Origin of the sequence: Nocardioides potassii, assembly GCF_021648885.1 — a bacterium.
Classification (GTDB): domain Bacteria; phylum Actinomycetota; class Actinomycetes; order Propionibacteriales; family Nocardioidaceae; genus Nocardioides; species Nocardioides potassii.
The window spans coordinates 1-26867 of record NZ_JAKJHZ010000004.1; the positions used below are offsets into that span (position 1 = coordinate 1).

The following is a 26867-nucleotide window of genomic DNA, read 5'->3' on the forward strand; positions in this document are numbered from 1 at the left end:
GCCCCCGCTCCCCCCCCCCCCCCCCCCCCCCCCCCCCCCCCCCCGCGCGCCCCCCCCCCCCCCCCCCCCCCCCCCCCCCCCCCCCCCCCCCCCCGCTGCTCGCTTTCGACACTCCTCACGGGCGAGCCGTAGGGTTGGCTCTCGTGGCAGGCATCGACTACGACGCAGAGATCAAGCAGCTCCAGGCGACCATGAAGACGGTCGGCCAGGTGCTCAACCTCGACCGGATGCGCGGCGAGATCGCCGACCTCGGCGAGCAGGTCGCCGCGCCGGACCTCTGGGACGACGTCGAGAGCGCCACCCGCATCACCGGCCGACTGTCCGCGCTCCAGGGCGAGCTCGACCGCTACACCAGCCTGGAGTCCCGCATCGAGGACCTCGAGCTGATGGTCGAGATGGCGCAGGAGGAGGGCGACGCCGACACCCTCGCCGACACCGAGGCCGAGCTCGGCCGGATCAAGAAGTCCGTCGAGTCGCTCGAGATCCGCACCCTGCTCTCCGGTGAGTACGACGAGCGCGAGGCGATCGTGACGATCCGCTCGGGCGCCGGTGGCGTCGACGCCGCCGACTTCGCCGAGATGCTGATGCGGATGTACACGCGCTGGGCCGAGCAGCACAAGTACGGCGTCGAGGTCTACGACGTGTCCTACGCCGAGGAGGCGGGCATCAAGTCCGCTGAGTTCGCCATCCACGCGCCCTACGCCTACGGCACCCTGTCGGTCGAGGCCGGCACGCACCGCCTGGTGCGGATCAGCCCGTTCGACAACCAGGGCCGTCGCCAGACGTCGTTCGCCGCCGTCGAGGTGGTGCCCGTGCTCGAGCAGACCGACGAGATCGAGGTCGACGAGAACGACGTCCGCGTCGACGTCTTCCGCTCGGGCGGTCCCGGCGGCCAGTCGGTCAACACCACCGACTCCGCCGTCCGGCTCACGCACATCCCCACCGGCATCGTCGTGTCCTGCCAGAACGAGAAGTCGCAGCTGCAGAACAAGGCGTCCGCGATGGTCGTGCTCAAGGCCAAGCTCCTCGCGAAGAAGAAGGCCGAGGAGGCTGCGCTCAAGAAGGACCTCAAGGGCGACGTCGCCGCGAGCTGGGGCGACCAGATGCGCAACTACGTGCTCAACCCCTACCAGATCGTCAAGGACCTGCGGACCGGCCACGAGTCCGGCAACCCCAGCGCCGTCTTCGACGGCGACCTCGACGACTTCATGGAGGCCGGCATCCGCTGGCGCCGGGGCGCGGAGAAGGTCGACGCCTGAGCGGACGTCATGAAGGATCCCGCGTTCGCACGCGGGATTCCCATGACGTCCTGAGCGGCCTACTCCCAGGGCTTGCGCAGGATCTGCAGCAGTGCGTCGGCCACGTCCTGCGGGACGTCGGCGGGCAGGGCCCGGTCCGCCCGCTCCACTGCGACCAGCCCGGCACGGTCTCCCTCGGCCGCGATCCACAGTGCGTTGTAGGGCTCGGGTCCTCCGGTGTCGTACGTCGCCACGTGCACGCCGTTGGGCAGCGTCCGTAGCCGCACGTCGCTGGAGTCGCACGCGCGGAGCTGGTCGAGGATCACCTCGACGTCGGCCGTCGCCTCGGCCGGGTCGAGGTACCCGGCGATCCGGTAGGACAGCCCCCACGGGGATCCGCCCGCAGCCGTGCCGGCGGTGCTCCCGTCGAGGTGGTCGTCGAGGCACAGCAGGTTGGGTGCGGTCGTGGCGGCGCGCTTGGTGGGCGAGCGCCAGCCGTCGAACGCGCCTTCGAGGTCGACGTCCTTCCACTCCGGCAGGCGGCCGACGTCGAGGGGGCGTGGCGTGGTCTGCTGCATCCCTGACTCCGTCCAGCCGTCGCGCACCCCGGCGAGGAGCGCCTCGGCGACACCTCGCACCGAGGCGTCCGGCGCCGGTCGTGCGGGAGTCACCAGCTCGAGCAGGCCCGTGCGGAGGCCGTCCTTGGCGAGCCAGACGTCTGTCGTCCTGGCGCCGTCGTCGTCCAGGTCGACCCTCCAGTGCATGACGGTGGTGCCGTCGACCGGTACTCGAGCAGGGGTGCCGAGGCGCTCGCACGCGGAGATGTCGGCGACCTGGTCGTCCCACGAGCGACCGACGTCGTCCCCGTCGGGGAAGCCGTTGATCCTGATGGCGGCGCTCGAGTCGTCGATGAAGAGGACGGTGGTCCCGGTCTGGGTCGACAGCGGTGTCGCGTCGAGGGCGTCGCACCCCGGCCGGTCGAAGCTGCCGCCCATGCGTGCCTCCAGGTCCCAGCCGTCGAGCCAGCCCTCGGTGGCCTGCTCGAGCGCGGCCGCGTCGAGACGGGCCGAGCCACCGTTGGCGGCCACCCCGTCCGCCGGGAACAGCATCCGGGGCACGGCGAGCCCGCCACCCACGACGACGAGCGTGGCGAGGGCGACCGCACCCACCTTCGTACGACGTCGGGCGCGGGCGGTGGCCATCGCTGCGGCGGCGCCGGGGCCGTGGGTGTGGGCGAGGTCGCGGGCGAGCGCCTCGAACGCGCGGTCGAGCTGGTCGACGTCAGACATGGGTGGGAGCTCCGTTCGGCTCGTCGGCAAGGAGGAGGGCGAGGGCGGCGCGGCCGCGGGAGAGGCGGGCCTTCACGGTGCCCGACGGGCAGTGCTCGATCCGGGCGACCTCGTCGACCGGGAGGTCGGCGAGGTGGTGCAGCACGATCGCGCGGCGCTGGGCCTCCGGGATCTGCTGCAGCGCCCGGACGAGGGCGGTGGTCGTCTCGTCCGGTGGGTCGACCACCTGCTCCTGGCGGTTGCGGGCGAACCACGCGGAGGCGACCTTCGTCCGGCGCCACCTGCTCACCGCGAGCCGGGTGGCGACCTGTCGTACCCACGCGTCCGGGCGGTCGTAGCGCGCGACCCGGCCCCAGTGGGACCACGCCTTCACGTAGGCCTCCTGGGCGACCTCCTCGGCGGTGCCGCGGTCGCCGCTGAGGGCGTACACCACCGCCAGCGTCCTCGGCCACGTCGCGGAGTAGAACTCCGCGAACTCGTCCTCGGCCCCGTCACGCATGCAGATCCCCTCGTCGTGTCGCTGTCACCACCCAACACGCCGGGCCTGCTGACGCGGTTGCACGCCTCGCCATTGCGTTTCGGGATCCCGTGCACCCCTCACGTAGCCTCGATGCGTGATTCGCTTCGAGAAGGTCACGAAGACCTATCCCGGCCACCCCCACCCGGCGCTCGACAACATCTCCGTCGACGTGGAGAAGGGGGAGTTCGTCTTCCTCGTGGGCTCGTCGGGGTCCGGCAAGTCGACCTTCCTGCGCCTGGTGCTGCGGGAGTACCGCCCCACCCAGGGCCGGGTCTACGTCGCCGGCAAGGAGATCAACCGGCTCGCGAGCTGGAAGGTCCCGCGGCTGCGCCGCGACATCGGCACGGTCTTCCAGGACTTCCGCCTGCTGCCCAACAAGACGGTCACCGAGAACGTCGCCTTCGCGCTCCAGGTCATCGGCAAGTCGCGCAAGGAGATCAAGGACGTCGTCCCCGAGACGCTCGAGCTGGTGGGCCTCACCGGCAAGGGCGACCGGATGCCCGACGAGCTCTCCGGCGGCGAGCAGCAGCGCGTCGCCGTGGCCCGCGCCTTCGTGAACCGCCCGATGATCCTCATCGCCGACGAGCCCACCGGGAACCTGGACCCGACGACGTCGGTCGGCATCATGAAGCTGCTCGACCGGATCAACCGCACCGGCACCACCGTGGTGATGGCGACCCACGACTCGAGCATCGTCGACCAGATGCGCAAGCGCGTCATCGAGCTCGACAACGGTCACGTCGTCCGCGACCAGGCCCAGGGCGTCTACGGCCACCAGGTCTGACGCGGGTCTGACGCAGGTCTGACACAGGTGTGACGCAGGTCCGCCCCGGACACCCCCGAGAACCCCCCGCAACAGATCGAGAGCCTCTCCTCCATGCAGCTTCGTTACGTCTACACCGAGCTCGGCCAGGGCCTGCGACGCAACCTGTCCATGCACCTCGCGGTGATCCTGACGCTGTTCGTCTCGCTCACCCTCGTCGGCATGGGCGTGCTGTTCCAGCAGCAGGCCACCAAGGCGGCCGAGCAGTGGGGCAACCAGCTACAGATCACGGTCTTCCTGTGCCGCAACGGCGACAGCAACCCGGTCTGCCCGAGCGCCGTGACCGACGCGCAGAAGGCCGAGATCGAGACCGTCGTCAAGGACAACCCCGAGGTGGCCGACTACCACTTCGAGTCCAGCGAGACCGCGCTCGAGAAGGCCAAGGAGCTCTACGGCGAAGAGCTGTTCTCCGGAGACAACCCGGCCATCACCGCCGAGGACATGCCGCAGACGATCTGGATCACGCTGGACGACCCCGAGCAGTTCGAGGGGATCACCAGCGCGGTGCAGGGCCTCGACGGCGTCTCGCGCGTGCAGGACATGCGCAAGGTGATCGCGCCGATCCTCGGCGCGCTGAGCATGCTGCAGTGGGTCGCGCTGGTGACGGCCGCCGTGCTGGTAGTCGCCGCCCTCCTGCTGGTCGCCAACACCATCCGGCTCGCGGCCTTCGCGCGCCGCAAGGAGATCGGCATCATGCGGCTGGTCGGTGCCTCCACGCTCTACATCGCGCTGCCGTTCCTCCTCGAGGCGCTGGTGACCGCGATCATCGGCGTGGTGCTGGCAGGGGGAGCGCTCGCGGCGGTCCAGCAGTTCGGCATCGAGGGCCGTGGCGACGACACGCTGAAGTTCATCCCGTGGATCGGCTGGGAGGAGTTCCGGCTCGCCCTGCTGACGGTCGCGGTCCTCGGTCCGCTGCTGACCCTCCTCCCGACACTCGTGTTGACGCGCAAATACCTCAAAGTCTGATCACCGGGGGTTAGCGTCTGATCGTTCTCTTCCCCGAACGAAATGGCTTCCCCGGTGCGTTCCTTCCCCCGTACCGCTCAGCAGCGCATGGCCGCAGCACTCGTCGTGGCCATGGCACTGGGCGTCCCCGCGGCCCACGCCGACGACCTCAAGGACAAGAAGCACCAGGTCGAGAAGCAGATCAAGGGCGCCCGGGAGGACCTAGACGCGTCGAGCTCCCAGCTGCGCAAGGCCGTCGCCCGCCTCGAGTCCGCCCACCAGCAGCTCGACGTCGCCAAGACCCGGCTCGCGACCGCGCGCGGCAAGGTCGAGGTGGCCCGCCAGCGCGACGAGGAGATGCAGGCCGAGCTCGCGCAGGCCGAGGCCGACCTCGCGCAGGCGGAGGCCGCCCTCCAGCAGGGCCAGGCCGACCGCGACGCCCAGCGCGAGAAGGTCGCGTCCACCGTCGCCGACATGTACTCCGAGGGCGACCCCGACCTGATCGCCTTCTCCTCGCTCCTCGACGCCGTCTCCACCGAGGACCTCACCCGCCGCAGCGGCGTGCGGGACGTCATCGTCGGGCAGGAAGCGCGGGCCTACGACCAGCTCAAGGCCGCCGAGGTGCTCCTGGAGGTGACCGAGGAGCAGGTCGCCGACGCGCGCGACGACGTGGCCGACCAGCGCGAGGCCGCCGCCGAGCACCTCCAGCTCATGCAGCAGCTCGAGACCGAGCAGCAGGCCGCCAAGGACTCCGTCGTCGCCCTCGTCATCGAGCGGCGCGACGCCCGGGCCGACGCGCGCAAGGCGCGGGCCAAGGACCTGGTGAAGCTCAAGAAGCACCTGAAGCAGCAGGACCGGATCGAGGCGCTGCTGCGCAAGCGCGCGGCCGCGGCCCGGGCCAGGGCCCGCGCGCAGGCCCGCGCCCAGGCCAACGCCCCGTCGACCGGCCTCCTGATCCACCCCGTCGACGGCTACGTCACCTCGCCGTTCGGCTACCGCGAGCACCCGATCTACCACTACTGGGGCCTGCACGACGGCGTCGACTTCGGTGGCGGCTGCGGTACGCCGCTGCACGCGGCCGCGCCCGGCAAGGTGATCGCGTCGTACTGGAGCGCCGTCTACGGCAACCGGCTGGTCGTCGACCACGGCCTGCTCGGCGGCAAGGGCGTCGCGACCATCTACAACCACGCCAGCAGCTACACCGTCAGCGTCGGCGACCACGTCGACGAGGGCCAGGTCCTCGGCTACGAAGGCGACACCGGCTGGTCGACGGGCTGCCACCTGCACTTCACGGTGATGGCCAACGGCGTCGCCGTCGACCCGATGCCGTACTTCTGACTGCGCGCCCGCAACCGGTTGGACACGCTCTGGGAGAATGGACCCATGGCGAAGGAGCAGGGCCAGAAGATGGTCGCGCAGAACAAGAAGGCGCGCCACGACTACCACATCGAGGACACGTGGGAGGCCGGCCTCGTGCTGATGGGGACCGAGGTCAAGTCCCTGCGCATGGGTCGCGCCTCTCTCGTCGACGGGTTCGCCGAGATCGACAACGGTGAGGCCTGGCTGCTCGGCGTCCACATTCCCGAGTACAGCCAGGGCACCTGGACCAACCACGCCGCCCGGCGCCGTCGCAAGCTCCTGCTCAACCGCTCCGAGATCGACAAGATCGAGCGCAAGATCACCGACAAGGGCTACACGATCGTGCCGCTCGCCCTCTACTTCAAGGACGGCCGGGCGAAGGTCGAGATCGCGCTGGCCAAGGGCAAGAAGTCCTACGACAAGCGCCACACGCTCGCCGAGCGGACGGCCAACCGCGAGAAGGTCGAGGCGGTGCAGCGACGCCTGAAGGGGCACCGGGACTGATCGCGTGACGGACCCGGTCGCGTTTGCCCGAGACCTCGGCCTGCCCGGCCTGCAGGACATCCACACCCACTTCCTGCCGCCGCGGGTGATGGCCAAGGTGCGCGGCCAGTTCGACGCGGCCGGGCCGCTCATCGGTCGCCCGTGGCCGCTGCGCTACCGCGACGAGGACGACGTCCTGGTCGAGACGCTGCGCTCGTTCGGCGTGCGCCGCTTCACCGCGCTGCCCTACGCGCACCGCCCCGACATGGCCGAGTTCCTCAACGACTGGGCCGCGGACTTCGCAGCGCGGGTGCCCGAGGCGGCGGTGTGCGGCACGTTCTTCCCCGAGCCCGGTGTGACGTCGTACGTCACCTCGCGCACGGCCTCGTCCCGGCCGGTCGAGGTGTGGAAGGTGCACGTGCAGGTCGGTGCCTTCGACGTCACCGACCCGCTGCTCGACGAGGCGTGGGGCGTCGTCGCCGAGGCGGGCACGCCGGTCGTGCTGCACGCCGGCAGCGGTCCTGTCCCGACCGAGCACACCGGCCCGGAGCCGGTCGCAGCGCTGCTCCGGCGGCACCCGCGACTGCGGCTCGTCATCGCCCACGCGGGTGCGCCGGAGTACGCCGAGTTCCTGGCGCTGGCGGAGGGCTTCGAGCGGGTCGCGCTCGACACGACGATGGCGTTCACCCCGTTCTTCGACGAGATGGGCGGCGCCTACCCGCCCGCGCTGCTCCCGCGGCTGCGCGACCTCGGCCTGGCCGGCAAGGTGCACCTCGGCAGTGACTTCCCGAACATCCCGTACGACTACTCCGAGCAGCTGGACGCCCTCGTGCGGCTCGACCTGGGGGAGGAGTGGCTGCGCGCCGTCTGCTGGGACAACACCCGCGCCCTCCTCGGCTGATCGACCGCCTGGCGGTGGTCCAGCCACATTCGCGACTCGTGAAATGTGGCTGTGCCACCGCTCCCGGGCGTGCCGTACGCCGACGCGCCGGTGGGCGGTGATCCACCCACATTCGCGGCTCGTTCAATGTAGCTCCACCACCGCCCGGCGGACTGGACCACCACGAGATCGCACGCTCAGGCTCTTGACGAGCGATAAGTAAGTGCGGTGAACTAACTAATGTGACACCGCACACACCGGTCGGCCGCCCACTGCGTCCACAGGGCAAGCTCCTCCAGGAGGACGCCCGCCGCCACCACCGCTCGCTGCTGCTCCAGCAGCTGTTCCGCGACGGTCCGGCGAGCCGGGCCGACCTGGCCCGGGCGAGCGGCCTGACCCGCGTCACGGTGTCCGACCTCGTCGGCGAGATGGTCGCCGAGGGGCTGGTCACCGAGCTCGGCGCGCCGGAGGTCACGCGCGTGGGCAAGCCGCCGATGCTCGTCGGCCTCGCCGCCGACTCGCACCACATCATCGGGCTCGACCTGTCCGAGACGGACCGGATGTCCGGCGCGGTGGTCAACCTCGCCGGCACCGTCCTGGCCCGCCACGAGGTCCACGTCGACGGTGCGGAGGGGGAGCGGGCCGTCGAGCTGGTGCTCCGCCTCGCCGCCGACCTCCTCGCGATGACGGACCGGCCGGTGCTCGGCATCGGCGTCGGCAGCCCCGGGGTCGTCGACACCTCGGGCACCGTCATCGACGCCCCCAACCTGGCCTGGAGCGACACCCCGCTCGCAGCGCGGCTCGCCGCGGCGCTCCACCTCCCGGTCTTCGTGGCCAACGACGCCAACACGGCGGTCCTCGGCGAGCACACCTTCGGCGAGTCCGGCGACGGCGGCCTGATGGTGCTGCGGGTCGGCACCGGTGTCGGCGCCGGCTTCGTCCTCGGCGGCTCGCTCCTCCACGGCCACCTCGGTGCCGCCGGTGAGATCGGGCACGTCGTGGTCGACCCCGAGGGCGAGCGCTGCGCGTGCTCCCGCACGGGCTGCCTCGAGACGGTGCTGGCGGCCCCACGGTTGCGTCGTACGGTCGCCGCTCCCGGCGTGGACGCGCCCGCCGCCCTGGCCGATGTCGGGCGACGGCTCGGTGAGGTGCTCGCGCCCATCGTCGCTGCCCTCAACCTGCACGAGATCGTGCTGAGCGGCCCCGCGGAGCTGCTCGACGGACCGCTGCTCGACGCGACGGACCGGACCATCCGCGAGCGGACGATGCCGATCAGCTCCACGGGGCTGGCCGTCCGCACCTCCAAGCTCGGCGAGGACGTCGTGGTCGTGGGAGCGGCCGTGCTCGTGCTCGCCGGAGAGCTGGGCGTCTCGTGAGCGCCCTGACACCCACCGATGAGAGGAACACTGTGGTGCGCAGCAGGAAGTACCAATGGAAGTCACTGACCGGTGTGGCCGTCGCGGCGCTCGCGCTGACCACGCTCGCCGCCTGCGGCTCCGACGACGACGGCGGCTCCGGGTCGGGCGGCGGGGGTGGCGGTCCCGAGTCGGCCGACATCCGCGTCTGGCTCAACGGCACGGACACCCCGCAGGAGGCCCGCGACTGGCTCAAGACGACCTTCGAGGACCAGAACCCCGGCTCCACGCTGACGATCGAGCAGCAGGAGTGGGACGGCCTGGTCGAGAAGCTCACGACTGCGCTGTCGAGCGAGTCCGAGACCCCCGACGTGGTCGAGATCGGCAACACGCAGGCGCCGACCTTCACCTCCGCCGGGGCGTTCGCGCCGCTCACCGACGAGCTCGGCGACCTCGGCGGCGACGACCTGCTGCCCGGCTTCGTCGAGGGCGCCACGGTCGACGGGGAGACGTACGCCGTCCCCTACTACGCCGGCTCGAAGTACATCTTCTACCGCAAGGACCTCTTCAAGAAGGCGGGCCTCGAGGTGCCGACCACGCTCGACGAGTTCGTGCAGGCGGCGATCACGCTGAAGGAGGAGAACCCGAAGCCGGCGAACTTCTCCGGGTTCTGGTTCCCTGGCCAGGACTGGCGCAACGGTGCCGCGTTCGTCTGGGCCGCTGGCGGCGACCTGGCCACGGACGACGGCGGCGAGTGGACGGGTGCCCTGTCCTCTCCGGAGTCCATCCAGGGCCTGGAGACCGCGCAGGAGCTGTTCACCGAGGCGTCGGGTGCGCCCAAGGACGGCAACGAGGCCGACCCGTGGACCCCGTTCTGCGCGGGCGAGGTCGGGATGATGTCGACCCCCGGCTGGGTCAAGGGCCTGCTCGAGGACCCCGAGACCGGTTGCCCGGACGGCTTCGCCAAGCAGGTCGGCGTCTTCGCGATGCCCGGCCCGGACGGCTCGCCCGCCCCGGTCCTGCTCGGCGGCTCGGACATCGCGATCGCCGCGAAGTCCGCCCACCAAGACCTCGCCGAGAAGGCTGTCGCGCTGATGCTGAGCGACGACTACCAGACGATGATGGCCGACGCCGGGCTCACGCCGGCTCGCACGTCGCTGGCGTCGCTGCTCGGTGACGACGAGTACGCCGCCGCGACCCAGGAGGCCGCGTCCAACGCCAAGCTCACCCCGGCCGCGCCCGGCTGGGCCAACGTCGAGGGCTCGCGCGTCCTGGAGGACCTCTTCAGCGCGATCGCCCAGGGCGGCGACGTGAAGGAGCTCGCGGCCAAGGCGGACGAGCAGATGGGCAGCCAGCTCAACGGCTGACACACAGCAGGATCGGCGGGGGCGGCGTGAGTCGCTGCCCCCGCCGCTGCCTGTCCGCAGTCCAGAATCAGACCGTCCCGAGCCGTGGAGGAGGAAGCGCATGAGTGAGAGTGCCCGTCGCGGCCGCAGCACCCCGCTGCCGTACGCCCTCGTGCTGCCCGCCACGCTCGCCCTCGCGCTGGCCCTGGGGTACCCGCTCGTACGGCAGGTCGTGCTGTCCTTCCAGGACTCCGGCCTCGCCCAGCAGTTCGGCCGCCCGCCCGAGTGGGTCGGCCTGCAGAACTACCGCGACCTCCTGGGCGACGCCTACCTCTGGCGCGTCACCGCGCGCTCGATCGTGTTCTGCCTCGTCAACGCCGCGGTCACGATGGTCCTCGGCGTCGGGCTCGCGCTGCTGATGCGCCACATGGCGCGCGGCGTACGGCTGCTCGTGCAGACCGGGCTGCTGCTCGCCTGGGCGATGCCGGTGGTCGCCTCGCTGACGGTGTGGCAGTGGCTCTTCGACACGCAGTACGGCGTCGTCAACTACCTGCTCACCCAGCTCGGGCTCGACTACGCCGGCCACCCCTGGCTGCTGCGGCCGCTGTCCTTCTTCTTCGTCGCGACCGTCATCGTGGTGTGGATGAGCGTGCCCTTCGTCGCGTTCACGGTCTACGCCGCGCTGACGCAGCTGCCGGAGGAGCTGCTGGAGGCCGCCGAGATGGACGGCGCGGGCGCCCGCTCGCGGTTCCGCCACGTCGTGCTGCCGACGATCCGTCCGGTGCTGCTGGTCGTCGGGCTCCTGCAGGTCATCTGGGACCTGCGCGTCTTCACGCAGGTATTCGTGCTGCAGCAGGGCGGCGGCAGCGCGCGTGACACCAACCTGCTCGGCACCTACATCTACCGGCTCGGCATCGGCGGCGGTGAGTTCGGGATGTCCGCTGCAGTGGCGATGTTCATGCTCGCGCTCACCGTCGTGCTCACCGCGCCCTACGTCCGCACGATGCTCAAGCAGGAGGCAGACACATGAGCCGCCAGGCACCAGCCGCGGTGCGGGCGAGCGCCAACGTCGTCGGAGTGGTCGTCTTCCTCCTCGCGGCGTTCCCCGTCTACTGGATGGTCAACAGCTCGTTCCTCGACCGCAACGAGATCCGCAACCCGGTGCCGACCTGGGTGCCGTTCGGCGGGGACCTCGACAACTTCCGCACCGTCTTCGCGACCGACCAGTTCGTCAACGCGCTGCGGGTCAGCCTGATGGTGACCGGCCTGACGATCGTCGTCGCGCTGGCCTTCGCGTTCGTCGCCGCGGTGGCGGTGTCGCGCTTCCGGTTCCGCGGACGGATGTCGTTCGTCGTGGCCCTGCTGGTGATCCAGATGATCCCGGTCGAGGGCCTCTTCATCTCCCAGTACAAGATGCTCGAGGCGGCCGAGCTGCTCAACACCGTGCTCGGCCTGACGCTCGTGTACGTCGCCAACGTGCTGCCCTTCACCATCTGGACGCTGCGCGGCTTCGTCGCGGGGGTCCCCTACGAGCTGGAGGAGGCGGCGATGATCGACGGCTGCTCCCGCGTGCAGGCGTTCTTCCGGGTGACGCTGCCCCTGCTGGCCCCCGGCCTGGTGGCGACCGGCGTCTTCGGGTTCATCCAGGCCTGGAACGAGTTCACCCTCGCGCTGGTCGTGATGACCCGTGAGGACCAGCGCACCCTGCCGCTCTGGCTCTCGACCTTCACCGACGTCAACCGCGGCACCGACTGGGGCGGCATCATGGCGGGCTCCACCCTCATCGCCGTGCCCGTGATCATCTTCTTCCTCGTCGTGCAGGGGCGGATGGTCAGCGGCCTCACCACGGGAGCCGTCAAGGGATGAACACCCCACGACGTTCTTCTCCTCCGCTGCGCTCCCCCGAACAACGCCGCGGGGACCCCGAAGAACCGATGATCGAGGGAACCGACGTCCGCGGCCTCGCGCTGCAGGTGCTGCTGCCCGGCTTCGCCGGCACGACGCTGCCCGACGACTACCGCGCGCTGCTCGAGGCGGGCCTCGGCGGGGTGTGCTACTTCGGCAGCAACACCGCCGACGGCCCGGAGGCGCTCGCCGCGCTGAGCAGGGCCATCAGGGAGGCCAACCCGCACGCAGTGATCGCCGTGGACGAGGAGGGCGGCGACGTCAGCCGGCTGCACACGCGCGAGCCGAGTCCGGTGCTGGGCGCGGCGGCGCTCGGTGCGGTGGACGACCTCACGCTCACCGAGCAGGTCGGCCGGTGGGTCGGTACGGAGCTCGCCGCCGTCGGCGTCACCCTCGACCTCGCGCCCGACGCCGACGTCAACAGCGACCCCGACAACCCCGTCATCGGCACCCGCAGCTTCGGACCCGTCGCCGAGCGTGCCGCGGCCCACGTCGCTGCCTGGACCCGGGGGCTGCAGTCCACGGGCGTCGCGGCCTGCGCCAAGCACTTCCCGGGTCACGGGGACACGGCCACCGACAGCCACCTCGCGCTGCCGCGGATCGACGTCGACGCCGACACGCTCGCGGGTCGCGAGCTGGTGCCGTTCGACGCCGCGGTCGAGGCGGGGACCGCGGCCGTGATGACCTCGCACATCGTCGTACCTGCCCTGGACCCGGACCGTCCCGCGACCCACAGCCCGGTGGTGCTCGCGATGCTGCGCGAGGTGCTCGACTTCGAGGGGGTGATCGTCAGCGACGCGCTCGACATGGCCGGAGCCTCTGCCGCGACCGGCGTGCCCGAGTCCGCCGTGCGCGCGCTGGTCGCCGGGTGCGACCTGCTCTGCCTCGGCCCCGACAAGCCCGCCTCCCTCGTCGAGGACGTCGCCGGTGCGATCGTCCGAGCAGTCGAGGAGGGCCGGCTGACCACCGACCGCCTCACCCGGGCAGGAGACCGGGTGCGCTCGATGGGCGTCGGCGGCGCCGAGCGGTCCGCGCCCGACCACGGTCGCCAGGTCGAGGCTGTGGCGTCCGCGCTGGTGGTCGACGGCGACCTGCCCGACCTCACCGGCGCCCTCGTGGTCAGTGTCGAGACGGTCGCCAACATCGCGGTCGGAGCGGTCGCGTGGGGGATCGAGCCCGACCACCGGGTCGACCCGTCGACGGACGGGCTGCGCGGCGCGGTCGCCGACGGCGTACCCCTGGTGGTGCAGGTGCGCGACGCCCACCGCCGCCCCGAGGTCCTCGACCTGCTGCGCTCGATCGCGGCCGACGGTCGGGCGGCGGTCGTCGTCGAGTGGGGCTGGGCGGCGCCGTACGACGTGGGCCTTGCGAGGATCAGCACCCACGGCTCGTCCGCCCCGGGCGTGGCCGCGGTGACGGAGCTGTTGCGAGAGGCTGGGTGGGCACGGTGACCGCAGGGACGCTGGCGGTCGGTCTCGACATCGGTGGCACCAAGACGCACGGCGTCGTGCTGGGTGACGACGGGTCGATCCTCGCGCAGGTGCGGGAGTCCACCCGTCCCGGCGCGGACGGGGTCGTCGACACGGCGGCGCGGGTGTTCGACGCGCTCGCCGGTGAGGTCGGTGCGCGGCTCGCCGGGCCGGTGGGCGTGGGCGTGCCCGGGCTCGTCGACGTCGAGCGCGGCATGGTGCGCCACGCCGTCAACCTCGACGTGAACGGCGACGACCTGCCGCTGCGCGACCTGCTCGCCGCACGGCTCGGCGTGCCCGTCGTGCTGGAGAACGACGTCAACGCGGCGGCGCTCGCGGCCCGGGCGCTGGTGGACGCGAACGACGTGGTCTACCTCAGCGTCGGCACCGGGCTGGCCGCGGGTCTCGTGCTCGACGGGCGGCTGCGCCGCGGCGAGCACGGGGCGGCCGGCGAGATCGGCCACCTGCCCGTCGATCCGGGCGGCACGACGTGCGGCTGCGGCCAGGTCGGCTGCCTCGAGACCATCGCCTCCGGGCGGGCGCTGGCCGAGGCCTGGCCCACGCCCGACGGCCCGCCCGCCGCCGACCTCTTCGCCGCGGCCGCCGCCGGGGACGTCGAGGCCGTCGCGGTCCGCGACCGCTTCTGCTGGGGGGTGGCGAGCGCGGTCCGCGCGCTCTGCCTCACGATCGACCCCGAGCGCATCGTGCTCGGCGGGGGCGTCAGCGAGGTCGGCGCGCCGCTCCACGAGCAGGTCGTGCGCCAGCTGCGGGCGCTGGGGGAGGGTTCGCCCTTCCTCGCCTCCCTCGGCCTGGCCGACCGGCTCAGCATGGTGCCGCTGCACCACCCGGTCGCCGCGGTCGGGGCCGCGCTCGTCGCCGCTGGCTGAGGGCATGACCGTCTGATCGATAGGTTGTCGCCGTGTCCGGTACCTGGATCGACGTCCTGCTCGTCCTCGCGTTCATCCTCGTCGGAGGTGTGTTCGCTGCGACCGAGATCGCCCTGGTGTCGCTGCGCACCGGCCAGGTGGACCGCCTCGACAGCGAGGGCGGACGGGGCCATGCCGTCGCCTCGCTCGCGCGCGACCCCAACCGCTTCCTGTCCGCGGTGCAGATCGGCGTCACCGTCGCCGGCTTCTTCTCCGCTGCCTTCGGCGCGTCGACGCTCGCGCCGTCGTTCGAGCCGGCCTTCGAGGCGCTCGGCACCCCCGCGCCCGACACGGTGTCCCTCGTCGTGGTCACGCTGGTGGTGTCGTACCTCTCCCTCGTGCTCGGCGAGCTCGTGCCCAAGCGGCTCGCGCTGCAGCGCTCGGTGGGCGTGGCCAAGCTCTTCGCGCCGCCGCTGGGCGGCTTCGCGCGGGTGATGACGCCGGTCATCTGGCTGCTCTCGCTCTCCACCAACCTCCTCGTCCGCCTGCTCGGCGGCAACCCCGACGCCGCTGGTGACGAGGTCGACGAGGAGGAGCTCCGGATGATGATCTCCGGCCACGAGGACATCCCCGAAGGTGAGCGCAGGCTCGTCGACGAGGTCTTCGAGGCCGGCGACCGGTCGATCAGCGAGGTGATGAAGCCGCGCGGCGACGTCGTCTTCCTGCGCGGCGACCTCACCCTCGCCGCCGCGGTTGCGATCATCGTCGAGCAGCCCTACACGCGCTACCCGGTCACGGGGGAGTCGTTCGACGAGGTGCTCGGCTACCTCCACCTGCGCGACGTGCTCGGCCACGCCGACGACGAGACGCGCACCGTCGCCGACATCACCCGCGACCTCCCCGTCCTCCCGCGCACCAACCGGGTGCTGCCGTCGATCGACCAGCTCCGCAGCCTCGGCGCGCACATCGCGCTCGTCGTCGACGAGTACGGCGGCACCGACGGCATCGTGACGCTCGAGGACCTCATGGAGGAGCTCGTCGGCGAGATCCACGACGAGTACGACACCGACGCCGAGGTCGCGGCGGCCGCCGACCAGGAGACTGTCGACGCCGGACTGACCATCGAGGAGTTCGCCGAGCGCACGGGCGTCGAGCTCGAGGACGGCCCCTACGAGACGGTCGCGGGCTACGTCCTGCACAAGCTGGCCAGGATGGCCGACACCGGCGACACGGTCCTCGTGGGTGACCGGCCGCTCGAGGTGGCGGTGGTCGAGGGTCATCGCATCACGCGCGTCCGGCTACATGACCCCGTCACGGCACCCGTGGCCGGTGCCGGTGAGGACGGCACCACCGCGCAGCAGCACGCATTCGCCGCCTACTTCGCCGCCTGGGGGCTGACCCTGCCCGACGAGGCGGCGGCTGCCCAGCAGCCCGGGCACCTGCTCGGGAACGGCTGGACCGTACGGTTCCGCTGGCGCGACGACGGGACGCTGCTCGTCCGCGCGGGCAACAGGATGACCAACGAGCGGCTGTTCGCGATCACGCCCGACGGGCAGGTCGAGCGCTCCGACGTGGAGCCGCCGCCGGAGGGGATGGTGACCCCGAAGGACGCGACCGACGAGGACAAGGCGCGGGCCACCGAGCGGTACCGAGGAGCGTGGCGGGAGTACGCCGAGGCCGTCAGGTCCCTCGGCCTGGAGCTCGACCAGTACCCGCTCCCGCGCGGCGTACGGGTCGGTGCGGACGAGGAGCTGTGGCGCCTCGACGGCGAGGACTGGCGCTCCGAGCCGCTGCGTCGGGACGAGCGTGAGGAATAGCGGTCGTCGCGGGGTGGTTGTCACCCGTAGACTGGGCCATGCAGGCTCGGGTCTGCTTGACAACACAAGAGGGGCTGATCGGTTTCGACTTGGGACGTTAGTTCCAGGGGAAGCGGGTCGAGAAGCCAGCGTCATCTCGTAAACGTTCGCTGGAAAACCATAGTTGCCAACTCTGAGCGCAACGACTTCGCTCTCGCTGCCTGAGCAGTGATCGAAGGGTCTGACCGGGCATCCGTCTCCGTCCCGGACCCAGGCCTCATCTAGGAGACTTGCTGGTCACTCTCTGTCAGGAGGGGTGACCGGGACTCAATCCTGACTGGGCCTGTCGGCGACGTGTCTGTGCGAGCGCCGGGGCCGAGAAAAGCGACATCACCGACTGCACCCGGAGAAGACCTGGATCGACGCTCGAGGACCGGGGTTCGATTCCCCGCAGCTCCACGCGCAGCCCTCTTCACGACAGCCGCCCGGACGTCCGTCCGGGCGGCTGTCGTGCGTCTCGGGGTCGGTGGCCTCGATCAGCGCGGACCGGTGTCGGACCACGGCGTGCTGCGAGCCATGTCGAGCGCCCGGCTGGCCACGAAGGGGTCCGCCTGGTTGTAGAGCCACGGCCGGCCGAACCACACGAACCCGTCGACGTACTGCGCCGCGACGGTGCGCTGCGGCTCCGGCAGGCCCCACTGGGGGTCGGCCGGACGCGGCGTCGGCGGGATGCCCAGGGTGACGCAGCGCGTCATGGCGCGGGTGGTGCAGGTGCGGGCGTTGTTGCGCAGGTCCTTCTTCGTGGCGGGGATCATGTCGCGCCACGCGGTCGGGCGTCCGGACTTGGCCGTGTCGATGATGAAGTGCTTCTCGCCGTAGCCCGCCGCCTGCAGCAGGTCGACGATCTCCTTGCCGCGGTCGATGTTCTCGACCGGGCCGTTGTAGTGGGTGGAGTCGAGCGCGAAGCCCCGGGCGTACTGGATCCCGGCGAGCTCGAGGATCTCGGCACAGCGGTACGACTCTTGGGCAGTGCCGCCCTGGCACCAGTCGGCTGCGCCCGCGTCGATGTAGACGCTGGTGTTCGGGAGCGCGCTCAGCGTCTGGGTCGCCCACGTGAGCAGCTCCGACTTGGCGGCGCGGTCCGGCGCGCAGAGCAGGAACGGTCCGTCGGGCTGCATCACCACGAGCGTGTGCGCGCTGCCGATGCCGGCGGCGAGCTCGGAGATCCAGGTGCGATAGCTCGCGGCTTCGGCCGGGGTCGTCGGCCGCCGGCACGCCTCGGCCTCCCACGGCTTCATCCGGAAGACCGCGACCTGGGCGAGGGTCTCGGGGTTGCCCGCCTGCGCCGAGCGGAGGTAGCTGGTCACGGTCGAGCGGATGGAGCGGTCTGGCACGAACGAGCCGTACCACTTCGTGCGCGGGCGGTCGGCGATCATTGCCAGTGCCTCGCGCTTGCTCCCGGACGAGCGGGTGAACGGCCGCCACACCTGGTCCTGCGGTCCCCGGTAGACACCCCACAGCCGCCCGGCCAGGGGGTTCGTCGGGTTCTCGGCGTGGGGCGCGACGGGCGCGAGCCAGACGGGGAGGGCCTCTGCCGCCCGCTGCGACGCGTGGCTCCGGGCCGTCGTCTCCGGTACGCCGCTGCTGGACGCGGGCACGCCCAGCGGCGCCGCCACCAGGACAGCGGCGACGAGGATGCGGGCGAGCGGGGCGAGGACCATGGTCCGCACATGGTGGGCTAGCCCGGTCCAGGCGCGTGGGCTTTTCCCGATTTCTCACCGCTCGGTCACCCGCGCAGCCGCTGGTCGAGCAGCAACGAAGTCGTGTCACGAGACCCGCGACCACCACCGCTGGTCGAGGAGCGACGAAGTCGCGTCACGAGACCCGTCGACCTGATCTCGGTGGTTGAGGTGCGAGCGCAGCGAGCCTCGAAACCACCCTGTTGACGACCGACCAGACTGTCGGTGCGCTCATCTAAAATCGAACACATGATCGATACGCTGGCAGGACCCGGAGCGGGTAAGGCAGACGCCCTCACCGCCTCCGACCTGCTCGCGCTAATCCGCGATCGCAAGACTGCCGAGGACCGCGCAGCTGCGGACCTCCTCGACCTCGCCGCACGGTGGGCCGACCTCCACCCACCCGAGACCATCCATGCTGCTGCCGCGTTCGAGGTCCGCGGCACCGAGCACGAGGAACCCATCGCCGGCGACGGCTGTCCGTTGGTGGCGGAGTTCTGTGTCGCGGAGCTCGGCACGGTCCTCGCATCTCCACCACGGCGGCGAAGAAGCTCATCGGTCACGCCCTCGAGCTGCGCCACGGCCTCCCACGACTGTGGGTACAAGTGCACACCGGCCGCGTGCCGGCGTGGCGGGCCCGGCTTGTCGCCGAGACCACGATCCACTCGACACCCTCGCTGACCCGTGAGGCAGCCGCGCACGTCGACGGCCAGGTCGCCGCAGTTGCCGGACGCATCGGTGCCGCGCAGCTCGACCGGCTGGTCGCCGAGACGATCAAGCGCTTCGACCTCGCGACACCGGACGCGGCCGCCGATCCCGTGGACGGCTACCTCCATGTCGATCCACGCCACGTGACCTTGCACGACGGCGACGTGCACTTCGCCGGCACCATGCGGTGGGAAGCAGAGCTCGGGATCGCCGACTCCCTTGACCTGGACCACGTCCTCAAGCACAGGGCTGCCGAGCAGAAAGCCCTCGGATCCACCGACTCACTGGACGTGCGCCGGGCGAAAGCCCTGGGCGACCTCGCCCGCACCCAGACCGCCCTCGACCTCGACCTCGACCTCGACCTCGCCATGGGAATGGGTGGTGGTTTCGAGGCTCGCTCCGCTCGCACCTCAACCACCGAAGGAACTGACCTCTCGGCCGCTCGAGAACTAGTTCTTCATGTCCACTTCAACGCCTCGACCGTCGGTGAGCGGACCGTGTTCGGACCCACCGGCCGCATGGAGGAACGCCACAAGCTGCTGCTGCTCGACCAGGCCCGGTCGTGGTGCGGCGACTCCCGCACGAGGATCATCGTCAAGCCCGTCATCGACCTCAACGCCCAGCTGTCCGCTCCCGGGTACGACATCCCCGACCGGATCCGCGAACACGTCATCCTGCGCGACCAGACCTGCGTGTTCCCGTGGTGCACCCGATCCGCCCGGCGCTGCGACCTCGACCACGTCGTTGCGTACGACCACGACGCCGAAGCAGGAGGCCGACCACAACCAGGACCCACCGCCACCTGGAACCTCGCGCCCCTGTGCCGGCACCACCACCGCCTCAAGACCCACACGGCGTGGCGGTATGAGATGACCGGCAACGGCGTCTTCGAGTGGACCAGCCCCCACGGCCACCGCTACCGCCGCGACCGCACCGGCACCATCCCCATCGACGGACCCGACGACGTCCCGCCCCGTGTCCCTCGGCCGCGCCGACGATGACCCCGCCCCACCCCCTGACGACGAACGGTCGGGGGGTCGAGGTGCGCCCGGCGTGTGGCAGCCTGCACGTGTGACCGTCCTCTCGACCCTGCACACTGCCGGCTCCACCGTCGAGCTGCGACGTGCCGTGTTGGCCGACGTCCCCAGCATCGTGGAGCTGCTCGTCGACGACCCGCTCGGTCTCGCGCGCGAGGAGGAGACGGACCCGACGCGATGCGGCCCTATGTCCGCGCCTTCCAGGCCGTGGACGCCGACCCGGCCCACCTCCTCGTGGTCGCCGAGGACGGCGGGCGGGTGGTGGCCACGCTCCAGCTCAGCTTCATCCCCGGGCTGGCGCGACGTGGAGCACTGCGCGCCCAGGTCGAAGGGGTCCGGGTGCACCCCGAGGCGCGCAACAGCGGCTTGGGGCGGGCGCTGCTGCTCTGGGCGCGGGACGAGGCCGAGCGTCGCGGGTGCGCGCTGATCCAGCTGACGAGCGACAAGGCGCGCTCGGACGCGCACCGCTTCTACTCCCGGCTCGGCTACGTCGCCTCGCACGAGGGCTTCAAGCTCGACCTGGTGCCGCGGTGACGTCGCCGGCCCGACCGACCCTTGCCGCGGAGATTCAGCTCTGGCGCTGCTCGGCCGCGCGGAGCCGCGCACAGAGCTCGACGAGCAGAGCACGCGCGACCGCGGGCTCGTCGTCGAGGAGCTTGTCGAAGGCGGCGTGCGGGATCGCCAGCGTGCGGACGGAGGTCCCGGCGCGGACGGTGGACGAGCGCGGCTTGCCGTCGATCATGCTGATCTCGCCGAAGTAGTCGCCAGGACCGAGCTCGCGCAGGACGGCGTCGCCCCGCACCACCTCGAGCGTTCCCTCGAGCACGAGGTGGAACGCGAGCGCTCCCATGCCCTCCTGGGCCAGGACCCGGCCGGGTTCGTGCTGCACCTCCCTGCCGGAGTCGACGAGGCGCTTGAGCTGGCGCTTGCCGACCCCGGAGAACATCGGGATCGCGGCGATGGCGTCGAGGGGTTGTGCAGACGTGCTCAAGGGATCCTCCGTCGATCGGACAGCGGAGACCCGCGCCTCCGACCCGATCGGAGCGTACCTCCGGTGCTGAGCGCGTGACGACCGCAGAATTCGTCAAGATCTACGATGCGGAGGTGCCGTCGCCCGCGCTGCCGATCGACATGGCGTCCCTCCACATCGCGCCACTGACGCGCGCCCACGCCGAGGACATGGTGACGTGGGGCTACGAGCCGCCGTACGACGTCTACGACCTGACCGGCGCGGACCCCGACGAGCTGCTCGACCCGGCTTCCGGCTTCCACGCGGTCCTGGCCGGCGAGGAGCTGATCGGCTTCCGCTCGTTCGGACCGGACGGCCAGGTCCCCGGGTGGCCGTACGACGACTCGGCGCTCGACACCGGTGGTGGGTTGCGGCCGTCGCTGACGGGTCGCGGGCTGGGTCGGGCGGTGATCGCCGCCGGGCTGGACTTCGGCCGGGAACAGCTCGCGCCCGCCGCCTTTCGCGTGACGGTCGCCGGCTTCAACGTGCGCGCCCGTCGTACGGTCGAGTCGCTCGGCTTCGAGCACGTCGGGTCGTTCGCCGCAGCGCGGGACGGGCGGCCGTTCGACGTCCTCGTCAAGCGCGAGACCTAGACCCGGCGGGCTGCGGTCGGGCGGCCCTCGGGGTGCAGGATCTCCGCCAGCACCTCGACGCCGTCGACCAGGCGCGGCCCGGGGCGCGCGAAGTGGCCGTCGGCGTCCACCGCCCACACCGGCACACCCGGGAAGCGGTCACGGACTCCTTCGGCGAGCGGCGTGCTGCCGTCGAGGCCGAAACCGCAAGGGGCGCAGACGACGACATCGGGACGAGAGGCGACGGCCTCGTCCCAGCTGATCCGGCTCGACCGGTTGCCGGCGACCCCGATCGTCGGCTCGCCACCGGCGCGGGTCACCATCTCGGGGATCCAGTGGCCGGGCGCGAAGGGCGGGTCGGTCCACTCGAGCACGAGCACGCGCGGCCGCGGCCGGCTCGCGACCCGCGCCTCGACCGCCGCGAGCCTGTCCCGCAGCGACCCGACGAGCGCGGTGGCCTCGTCCACCCGCTGGGTGCGAACGCCGATCTCGGCGATCGACGCCAGGACGTCGTCGAGGGTGTGAGGGTCGGTGATCACGACGTCGGCCCGGCAGCCGAGGTGGGCCAGCGCGTCGTCGACCGTCGAGACGTCGATCGCGCACACGGCGCAGAGGTCCTGGGTCACGACCAGGTCGGCGTCGAGCTCGGCGAGGGCACCGGCGTCGAGGCGGTAGAGGTCCTCACCCGCGGCCATCGCTGCCCCGACGAAGTCGTCGATCTCCTTCGGCGTCAGTCCCTCGGGCATCGCCGACGTCGACACCACGCGTCGCTCGCGTGCCTCGGCCGGGTGGTCGCACTCGAAGGTCACCCCGACCACGTCGTCGCCCGCGCCGATCGCGAAGAGGATCTCGGTCGCCGACGGGATGAGGGACACGATGCGCACGCGCCGAGCCTAGGGGCCCGGGTGAGAGGGTCGTGCCATGAGCACCTGCGTCTTCTGCCAGATCGTCGCCGGCGAGCTGCCCGCGGAGCTCGTGCTGGAGACCGACGACCTGGTGGCGTTCCTCGACACCCGGCCGGTGTTCAAGGGCCACGTGCTGCTGGTACCGCGCGCGCACGTCGAGACCCTGCCCGACCTGCCGGCCGCGCTGCGCGACCCGTTCCTCGAGGCCGCGCAGCGCATCGCCGTGGCCGTCAAGGACGCGCTGGGCGCGCAGGGCTCGTTCGTCGCGATCAACAACACCGTGAGCCAGTCGGTGCCGCACCTGCACCTGCACGTCGTGCCGCGCACCAAGGGCGACGGGCTGCGCGGCTTCTTCTGGCCGCGCACGAAGTACGCCGACGGCGAGGCGGCGTCGTACGCCGAGCAGCTGCGCGCCGCACTCTCCTGACGTCGACCTACGTCGAACCTGACGACGAGCCTGACGCCAGCCTGCCGGGAGGTCAGGCCGACCGGCTCGCGACCGCGTCGCGGTCGGGCCGCTCGACGGCGCCCAGGGCGGCCCGGAAGGTCCACGGCTCGTCGCGACGGCGCAAGGGGTTGCCGGTCGCGATCGCGGCGATGACGACGGCCGCGACGCCGACCACCGTGCCGGCGAGGACGTCGACGAAGAAGTGCCAGCCGAGGTAGATGGTGGCGACCATCGTCAGCGCGAGGAAGGTCCACGCCGCGACGCGGACGAGCTTCGGCAGCCGCATCGCCTCCACCACCAGGCAGATCGTCACCATCACCGCGACGTGCAGGGAGGCGAACGCCGCGATCGTCTGCACCGCGTGGGTGTCCCACGGCCCGCCGAGCACGTCGACGCGATCGGACAGCAGGAGGTCGCGCACGTCGGTGTTGGGGGTGCGGGGCAGCTGGTCGAACCACCCGGGCGAGGTGTAGGTCGGCCCCATCGACGGCACCAGGTAGTAGATCGCGGCGCCGAGCATCCAGTCGACCGACACCGCGGTGACGTACCACGCGCCGTAGGGCGAGCGCCGGGTCCAGACCAGCGCGATCGCCAGGCTCGCCGGGACGAGGCCGATCCAGATCAGGTAGACCGCGGCCATCACCCAGTTGGCCACCCCGGTGCCGAGCACGTCGTGGAGGACGACGGCCGGGTCGTGGCCGAGCCACAGCAGCCGGTCGAGGCGCCTGAGCTCGGCGTCGTCGATCCCGTCGGTGACGAACGGGACGTAGCTCTTCAGGTTGCGGAACGCGACGTAGGCGACGTACCACGTGACCAGGCCGCTGAGCGTGAACCTGATCTGGTCACGGTTCCACCGCTCCACGGCCACCGCGCGCAGCGACGGGCGGTCGGTGGTCCCGGTGCGACGCGCCAGGATGACCCACCGCGCGACGACGTCGAGCGCCACCGCGGACGCCACGATCACGGGCAGCCGGAACCACGTCGGCATCGACGCACCGTCGGGGTCGCGCAGGGGCAGGCCGTAGGTCCACGCGACCAGCACGGCTGCCACGGCCATCGCCGCCGCGACGACTCCCGCCGCTCGGAACTCCCCCCTACCCATGGGCACACGGTAGCGACGCCCCGCCCGACCTGGCACCTTCCTTCGCGCGACCTCCACGAGGTCTGCAAAAGGAGAGGCAACCGAACGGGCCCCTGTCGCGTCTCCCGGGGGCAGACGAAGGGGGACACATGCGACACCTGCACATCCCGGGGCTGATCGCCCTGCTCGGGGCCACGCTCCTCGCCACACCGGCCGGCGCGCACCCGTCCGACCACCACGCCCGCACGACGGTGCCGGCGCCCACGACCGCCACCGTCGCGACCGACCAGCTCGGGCCCGACTCGGTGCTCGCGGTCGTGGCGCACGGCCGCTTCGACGTGGCCGGCGCGCGTGGGCTCGAGCGCTCGCTGGAGGTGATCACGGCCGACGGGACGAGGCACCCGGTCTGGACCGTGGCGGTCCGGCAGCGTCGGGGCTGGCTCCCCGGCGACTTCGTGCTGCGCGACTGGCGCCCGGAGATGCACACGGCCCTGCTGCGCGTCTCCCGCGGCCCCGACGGCGACACGCTGGTGTCGTACGACGTCACGACCGGCGCGACGCGACAGGTCCCGGCCCCGGAGCGAGCGAGCACGACGGGGCTGGCGCCGGACGGGTCGGGCGTGCTGATGACGACGTACGGCACCCCGCGCCGCGCCGGCCGCGTGGGGGTCCTCGCCTGGGACGGTTCGAAGGAGTGGCTGCCGGCGCAGGGTGACGGCGCCGCGATCACGTCCGCCGACGGCCAGACCCTCGTGACCACCGACGCCAAGAGCTGGTGGATCAGCGACCTCGCGAGCCGCACCAGCCGGCGCGTCGAGGTCGACCGCTTCTGCACCCCCGTCCGCTGGGCCGACGCGGACTCCGTCGTCGCGACGTGCAGCGCGGGTCGCGGCAGCCAGCTCAGGCGCGTCGACCTCGACGGCAGCTCCGTGCCGCTGGGCGTCCGACACGCGACCCGGACGGCGCGGAACGCGCCGCCGATCCTCAGTGACGGGGACGTGCGGACGGTCCAGGGACGCGACTACTACGAGTCGTTCGGCGGGTGCGGGGGAGCGGTCCTCACCCGGCAGGGCGCCGCGGGCGAGGTCCGGGTCGTCCGGGTGCCGGGCGACCGGGGCGCGCTCTCACTGGTCGGCACGCGCGGCGACGACCTGGTGATCGCGCACATCGGCGACGACTGCGGCTCGCCGGGTGCGCGCAGCGTGCTCAGCCTCTTCGACCCCGTGTCGAAGGACGAGACCCACCTGACCGTGCTGCCCCGACGGGAGTCCTGGAGCGAGGTGCTGGCGGCCGCCGAGGTGAGGTCGTGGATCGGGTGACCGACCCGAGGGCTAGGGTCGCCGAGGACCAGTCGCCCGAGCCGAGGAGTACCGAGATGGGTCGTTTCGACCGTCGTGTCGCCGTCATCACCGGAGCAGCCCGAGGCATCGGCTTCGGCATCGCCCGCCGCTTCGCCAGCGAGGGCGCGTCGATCGCGATCCTCGACCTCGACGAGTCCGCCGCGCAGGAGGCCGCCGGCCGCCTCGAGCTGACCGACGGGGCACGGGCGATCGGTGTCGGCTGCGACGTAGTCGACTCCGCCGCCGCCGAGGCCGCCGTGCAGCGGGTGGTCGACGAGCTCGGCGGGATCCACATCCTCGTCAACAACGCCGGCGTCACCCGCGACAACCTGTTGTTCAAGATGACTGAGGAGGACTGGGACGTCGTGATGGGCGTCCACCTCAAGGGCGTCTTCAACATGACCAAGGCCGCGCAGTCGCGCTTCGTCGAGCAGAAGTACGGCAAGATCCTCAACCTCTCGAGCGTCTCCGCGCTCGGCAACCGCGGCCAGGCCAACTACTCCGCCGCGAAGATGGGCATCCAGGGGCTCACCCGCACGCTCGGCATCGAGCTCGGCCCCTTCGGCATCACCGCCAACGCGATCGCGCCCGGGTTCATCGTCACGGAGATGACCGACGCCACCGCGCGGCGGCTCAAGATGGAGCCCGAGGAGCTGCAGCGGCTCAACGCCGAGGCCACTCCCGTGCGGCGCGTGGGCCAGCCGGAGGACATCGCCGCGGCGGCCGCCTTCCTGTGCAGCGACGATGCGTCGTTCGTCACAGGCCAGACGCTCTACGTGGACGGCGGGCGCAAGCTCGGCTGACCTCGGTTTGAACTCCGGGCCGGGATCTGCCTACCGTCCTCGACGGTCGTCAGCGACCACACCGTCCCGGACAACGCCGAGTCCTGCCCGCCCGGGACGACCCCCGAGTTCTTCGAGGGCAGGAGTGGGGGACCCACAGGTTCCACTGCCGACGTGACCGCGTCGGCTCGGGGCAAAGCCGCCAGGCACTCATCGGGGAGGACCGGCGGCAGGGCACTTTCCAGCCCTCGCCCGACAGCTCACCTCACAGGCGTGGGAAAGGAACAGCTCCATGCCTGCGACATCTCGTACGGCGCGAGCCTGCGCGCTCGCCCTCGCGGGACTCGGCCTCAGCTCCTCGATGCTGACCGCCCTGCCCGCCACCGCCGCCACCGGCGACACCCAGCAGACCAGCACCAGCACCACCACGACCCGCACCACCACGACCCGCACCACCCAGAGGACCCGGACGGTGGCGCAGCGCGTCGCGGCCCGGGTGATCACCGCGAAGGACATCGCCATGCGCCAGCGCGGCGACGCCTACGCGTACGGCGCCGCCGGCCCGGACCGCTTCGACTGCTCGGGCCTGGTGTTCTACAGCTTCCGTCGCGCAGGCTTCCCGGTCCCGCGGACGTCGGGCGCCCAGGCCGGCTTCGCCCGGCGCATCGCGAAGCAGGACATGCGCGCCGGTGACCTGATGTTCTTCTACGGCGGCAGCGGCGTCTACCACGCCGCGATCTTCCTCAAGTGGTCGCACGGCCACGCCGTGATGGTCCACTCGCCGGGCAGCGGACAGCGGGTCCGGGTGGCCGTCCCGTGGACGTCGAGCTGGTTCGGCGGCACGCTGCGGCGCCGGTGACAGGCCCTTCTTGGTAGGCAGGTCCTGCTGACCTACCCTGTGGCGGGGGGGGCCCCCCCCGGGGGGGCGGGGCCCCCCCCCGGCAACGGCCCCCCCCCCCCCCCCCCCCGGAC

General features: G+C 71.7%; 26 protein-coding genes, 1 other RNA gene and 1 riboswitch. Of the genes, 21 read left to right on the forward strand and 6 right to left on the reverse strand.

Annotated features, from left to right (window positions below; translation table 11 throughout):
* The first annotated feature begins 143 nt into the window (after positions 1 to 143).
* Positions 144 to 1259, forward strand: coding sequence for a peptide chain release factor 2 (prfB, locus tag L2K70_RS04155; protein ID WP_236399438.1), 1116 nt, complete (start codon positions 144 to 146; stop codon positions 1257 to 1259).
* A 59-nt stretch (positions 1260 to 1318) separates the two neighbouring features.
* Here the strand turns inward: prfB and L2K70_RS04160 are convergent, their stop codons facing one another.
* Positions 1319 to 2527 carry a hypothetical protein gene (locus tag L2K70_RS04160; protein WP_236399441.1) on the reverse strand — a complete coding sequence of 403 codons (1209 nt, stop codon included), beginning with the start codon at positions 2525 to 2527 and terminating at the stop codon, positions 1319 to 1321.
* Positions 2520 to 3026: a SigE family RNA polymerase sigma factor gene (locus L2K70_RS04165; RefSeq protein ID WP_236399444.1), complete on the reverse strand. Its 507-nt coding sequence runs from the start codon at positions 3024 to 3026 to the stop codon at positions 2520 to 2522. The genes L2K70_RS04160 and L2K70_RS04165 overlap by 8 nt, the downstream gene beginning before the upstream one ends.
* A gap of 115 nt (positions 3027 to 3141) precedes the next feature.
* Here L2K70_RS04165 and ftsE point away from each other — a divergent pair, with 115 nt between their 5' ends.
* From ftsE to ssrA, 13 genes are all read left to right on the forward strand, one after another.
* Positions 3142 to 3831, forward strand: a complete 690-nt coding sequence (ftsE, locus tag L2K70_RS04170) for a cell division ATP-binding protein FtsE (protein ID WP_236399447.1) — start codon at positions 3142 to 3144, stop codon at positions 3829 to 3831.
* 93 nt (positions 3832 to 3924) lie between these two features.
* Positions 3925 to 4836, forward strand: coding sequence for a permease-like cell division protein FtsX (gene ftsX / locus L2K70_RS04175; protein ID WP_236399451.1), 912 nt, complete (start codon positions 3925 to 3927; stop codon positions 4834 to 4836).
* A gap of 87 nt (positions 4837 to 4923) precedes the next feature.
* Positions 4924 to 6153 carry a M23 family metallopeptidase gene (locus tag L2K70_RS04180; protein ID WP_236399454.1) on the forward strand — a complete coding sequence of 410 codons (1230 nt, stop codon included), beginning with the start codon at positions 4924 to 4926 and terminating at the stop codon, positions 6151 to 6153.
* A 45-nt stretch (positions 6154 to 6198) separates the two neighbouring features.
* Positions 6199 to 6678, forward strand: a complete 480-nt coding sequence (smpB, locus tag L2K70_RS04185) for an SsrA-binding protein SmpB (protein ID WP_236399457.1) — start codon at positions 6199 to 6201, stop codon at positions 6676 to 6678.
* Between the two features lie 4 nt (positions 6679 to 6682).
* Positions 6683 to 7558, forward strand: coding sequence for an amidohydrolase family protein (locus L2K70_RS04190; protein WP_236399460.1), 876 nt, complete (start codon positions 6683 to 6685; stop codon positions 7556 to 7558).
* A 221-nt stretch (positions 7559 to 7779) separates the two neighbouring features.
* Complete coding sequence (locus L2K70_RS04195; RefSeq protein WP_236399463.1) at positions 7780 to 8913, forward strand: ROK family transcriptional regulator; 1134 nt, start codon at positions 7780 to 7782, stop codon at positions 8911 to 8913.
* A gap of 35 nt (positions 8914 to 8948) precedes the next feature.
* Entirely contained in the window at positions 8949 to 10259 is a 1311-nt protein-coding gene (locus tag L2K70_RS04200) for an extracellular solute-binding protein (protein WP_236399466.1), read from the forward strand.
* A gap of 100 nt (positions 10260 to 10359) precedes the next feature.
* Positions 10360 to 11268, forward strand: coding sequence for a carbohydrate ABC transporter permease (locus L2K70_RS04205; RefSeq protein ID WP_236399469.1), 909 nt, complete (start codon positions 10360 to 10362; stop codon positions 11266 to 11268).
* Positions 11265 to 12104 (forward strand): carbohydrate ABC transporter permease, encoded by an 840-nt coding sequence (locus tag L2K70_RS04210; RefSeq protein ID WP_236399472.1) that lies wholly within the window; start codon positions 11265 to 11267, stop codon positions 12102 to 12104. Before L2K70_RS04205 ends, L2K70_RS04210 begins: the two co-directional genes overlap by 4 nt.
* Before the next feature lie 68 nt (positions 12105 to 12172).
* Complete coding sequence (locus L2K70_RS04215) at positions 12173 to 13594, forward strand: glycoside hydrolase family 3 protein (protein ID WP_236399474.1); 1422 nt, start codon at positions 12173 to 12175, stop codon at positions 13592 to 13594.
* Positions 13591 to 14499, forward strand: a complete 909-nt coding sequence (locus tag L2K70_RS04220) for an ROK family protein (RefSeq protein WP_236399477.1) — start codon at positions 13591 to 13593, stop codon at positions 14497 to 14499. The genes L2K70_RS04215 and L2K70_RS04220 overlap by 4 nt, the downstream gene beginning before the upstream one ends.
* A 32-nt stretch (positions 14500 to 14531) precedes the next feature.
* Complete coding sequence (locus tag L2K70_RS04225) at positions 14532 to 16295, forward strand: hemolysin family protein (RefSeq protein WP_236399480.1); 1764 nt, start codon at positions 14532 to 14534, stop codon at positions 16293 to 16295.
* A 70-nt stretch (positions 16296 to 16365) separates the two neighbouring features.
* Positions 16366 to 16736: a transfer-messenger RNA gene (gene ssrA / locus L2K70_RS04230) on the forward strand.
* A 74-nt stretch (positions 16737 to 16810) separates the two neighbouring features.
* Here the strand turns inward: ssrA and L2K70_RS04235 are convergent.
* Positions 16811 to 17995, reverse strand: a complete 1185-nt coding sequence (locus tag L2K70_RS04235; protein ID WP_236399485.1) for a glycoside hydrolase family 6 protein — start codon at positions 17993 to 17995, stop codon at positions 16811 to 16813.
* Between the two features lie 638 nt (positions 17996 to 18633).
* On the opposite strand from L2K70_RS04235, the gene L2K70_RS04240 reads away from it, so the two are divergent.
* Together L2K70_RS04240 and L2K70_RS04245 are read left to right on the forward strand one after the other, a co-directional pair.
* Complete coding sequence (locus L2K70_RS04240) at positions 18634 to 19722, forward strand: HNH endonuclease signature motif containing protein (protein WP_236399490.1); 1089 nt, start codon at positions 18634 to 18636, stop codon at positions 19720 to 19722.
* A 213-nt stretch (positions 19723 to 19935) separates the two neighbouring features.
* Positions 19936 to 20292 carry a GNAT family N-acetyltransferase gene (locus L2K70_RS04245; RefSeq protein WP_236399493.1) on the forward strand — a complete coding sequence of 119 codons (357 nt, stop codon included), beginning with the start codon at positions 19936 to 19938 and terminating at the stop codon, positions 20290 to 20292.
* 34 nt (positions 20293 to 20326) lie between these two features.
* On the opposite strand, the gene L2K70_RS04250 is transcribed toward L2K70_RS04245, so the two are convergent.
* Entirely contained in the window at positions 20327 to 20749 is a 423-nt protein-coding gene (locus tag L2K70_RS04250) for a cyclic nucleotide-binding domain-containing protein (RefSeq protein WP_236399497.1), read from the reverse strand.
* 74 nt (positions 20750 to 20823) lie between these two features.
* Here L2K70_RS04250 and L2K70_RS04255 point away from each other — a divergent pair, with 74 nt between their 5' ends.
* Complete coding sequence (locus L2K70_RS04255; RefSeq protein WP_236399500.1) at positions 20824 to 21360, forward strand: GNAT family N-acetyltransferase; 537 nt, start codon at positions 20824 to 20826, stop codon at positions 21358 to 21360.
* Here L2K70_RS04255 and L2K70_RS04260 read toward each other — a convergent pair.
* Entirely contained in the window at positions 21357 to 22223 is an 867-nt protein-coding gene (locus L2K70_RS04260; RefSeq protein WP_236399503.1) for a cobalamin-binding protein, read from the reverse strand. The genes L2K70_RS04255 and L2K70_RS04260 overlap by 4 nt on opposite strands.
* 37 nt (positions 22224 to 22260) lie before the next feature.
* Between L2K70_RS04260 and L2K70_RS04265 the strand changes: the two genes are divergently transcribed.
* On the forward strand, positions 22261 to 22671 hold the full coding sequence (locus tag L2K70_RS04265; RefSeq protein ID WP_236399506.1) for an HIT family protein: 411 nt from the start codon (positions 22261 to 22263) through the stop codon (positions 22669 to 22671).
* A 52-nt stretch (positions 22672 to 22723) separates the two neighbouring features.
* Here L2K70_RS04265 and L2K70_RS04270 read toward each other — a convergent pair whose 3' ends face one another.
* Positions 22724 to 23794, reverse strand: coding sequence for a phosphatase PAP2 family protein (locus tag L2K70_RS04270; RefSeq protein ID WP_236399509.1), 1071 nt, complete (start codon positions 23792 to 23794; stop codon positions 22724 to 22726).
* Between the two features lie 128 nt (positions 23795 to 23922).
* Between L2K70_RS04270 and L2K70_RS04275 the strand changes: the two genes are divergently transcribed.
* The 3 genes from L2K70_RS04275 to L2K70_RS04285 all read left to right on the forward strand — a co-directional run bounded on the left by L2K70_RS04275 (position 23923) and on the right by L2K70_RS04285 (position 26754).
* Positions 23923 to 25092, forward strand: a complete 1170-nt coding sequence (locus tag L2K70_RS04275) for a hypothetical protein (RefSeq protein WP_236399511.1) — start codon at positions 23923 to 23925, stop codon at positions 25090 to 25092.
* Between the two features lie 56 nt (positions 25093 to 25148).
* Positions 25149 to 25916, forward strand: coding sequence for an SDR family NAD(P)-dependent oxidoreductase (locus tag L2K70_RS04280; RefSeq protein ID WP_236399514.1), 768 nt, complete (start codon positions 25149 to 25151; stop codon positions 25914 to 25916).
* A gap of 91 nt (positions 25917 to 26007) precedes the next feature.
* Positions 26008 to 26182, forward strand: a riboswitch (cyclic di-AMP (ydaO/yuaA leader).
* A gap of 5 nt (positions 26183 to 26187) precedes the next feature.
* Positions 26188 to 26754, forward strand: a complete 567-nt coding sequence (locus L2K70_RS04285; protein ID WP_236399518.1) for a C40 family peptidase — start codon at positions 26188 to 26190, stop codon at positions 26752 to 26754.
* The last annotated feature ends 113 nt before the right edge of the window (positions 26755 to 26867 follow it).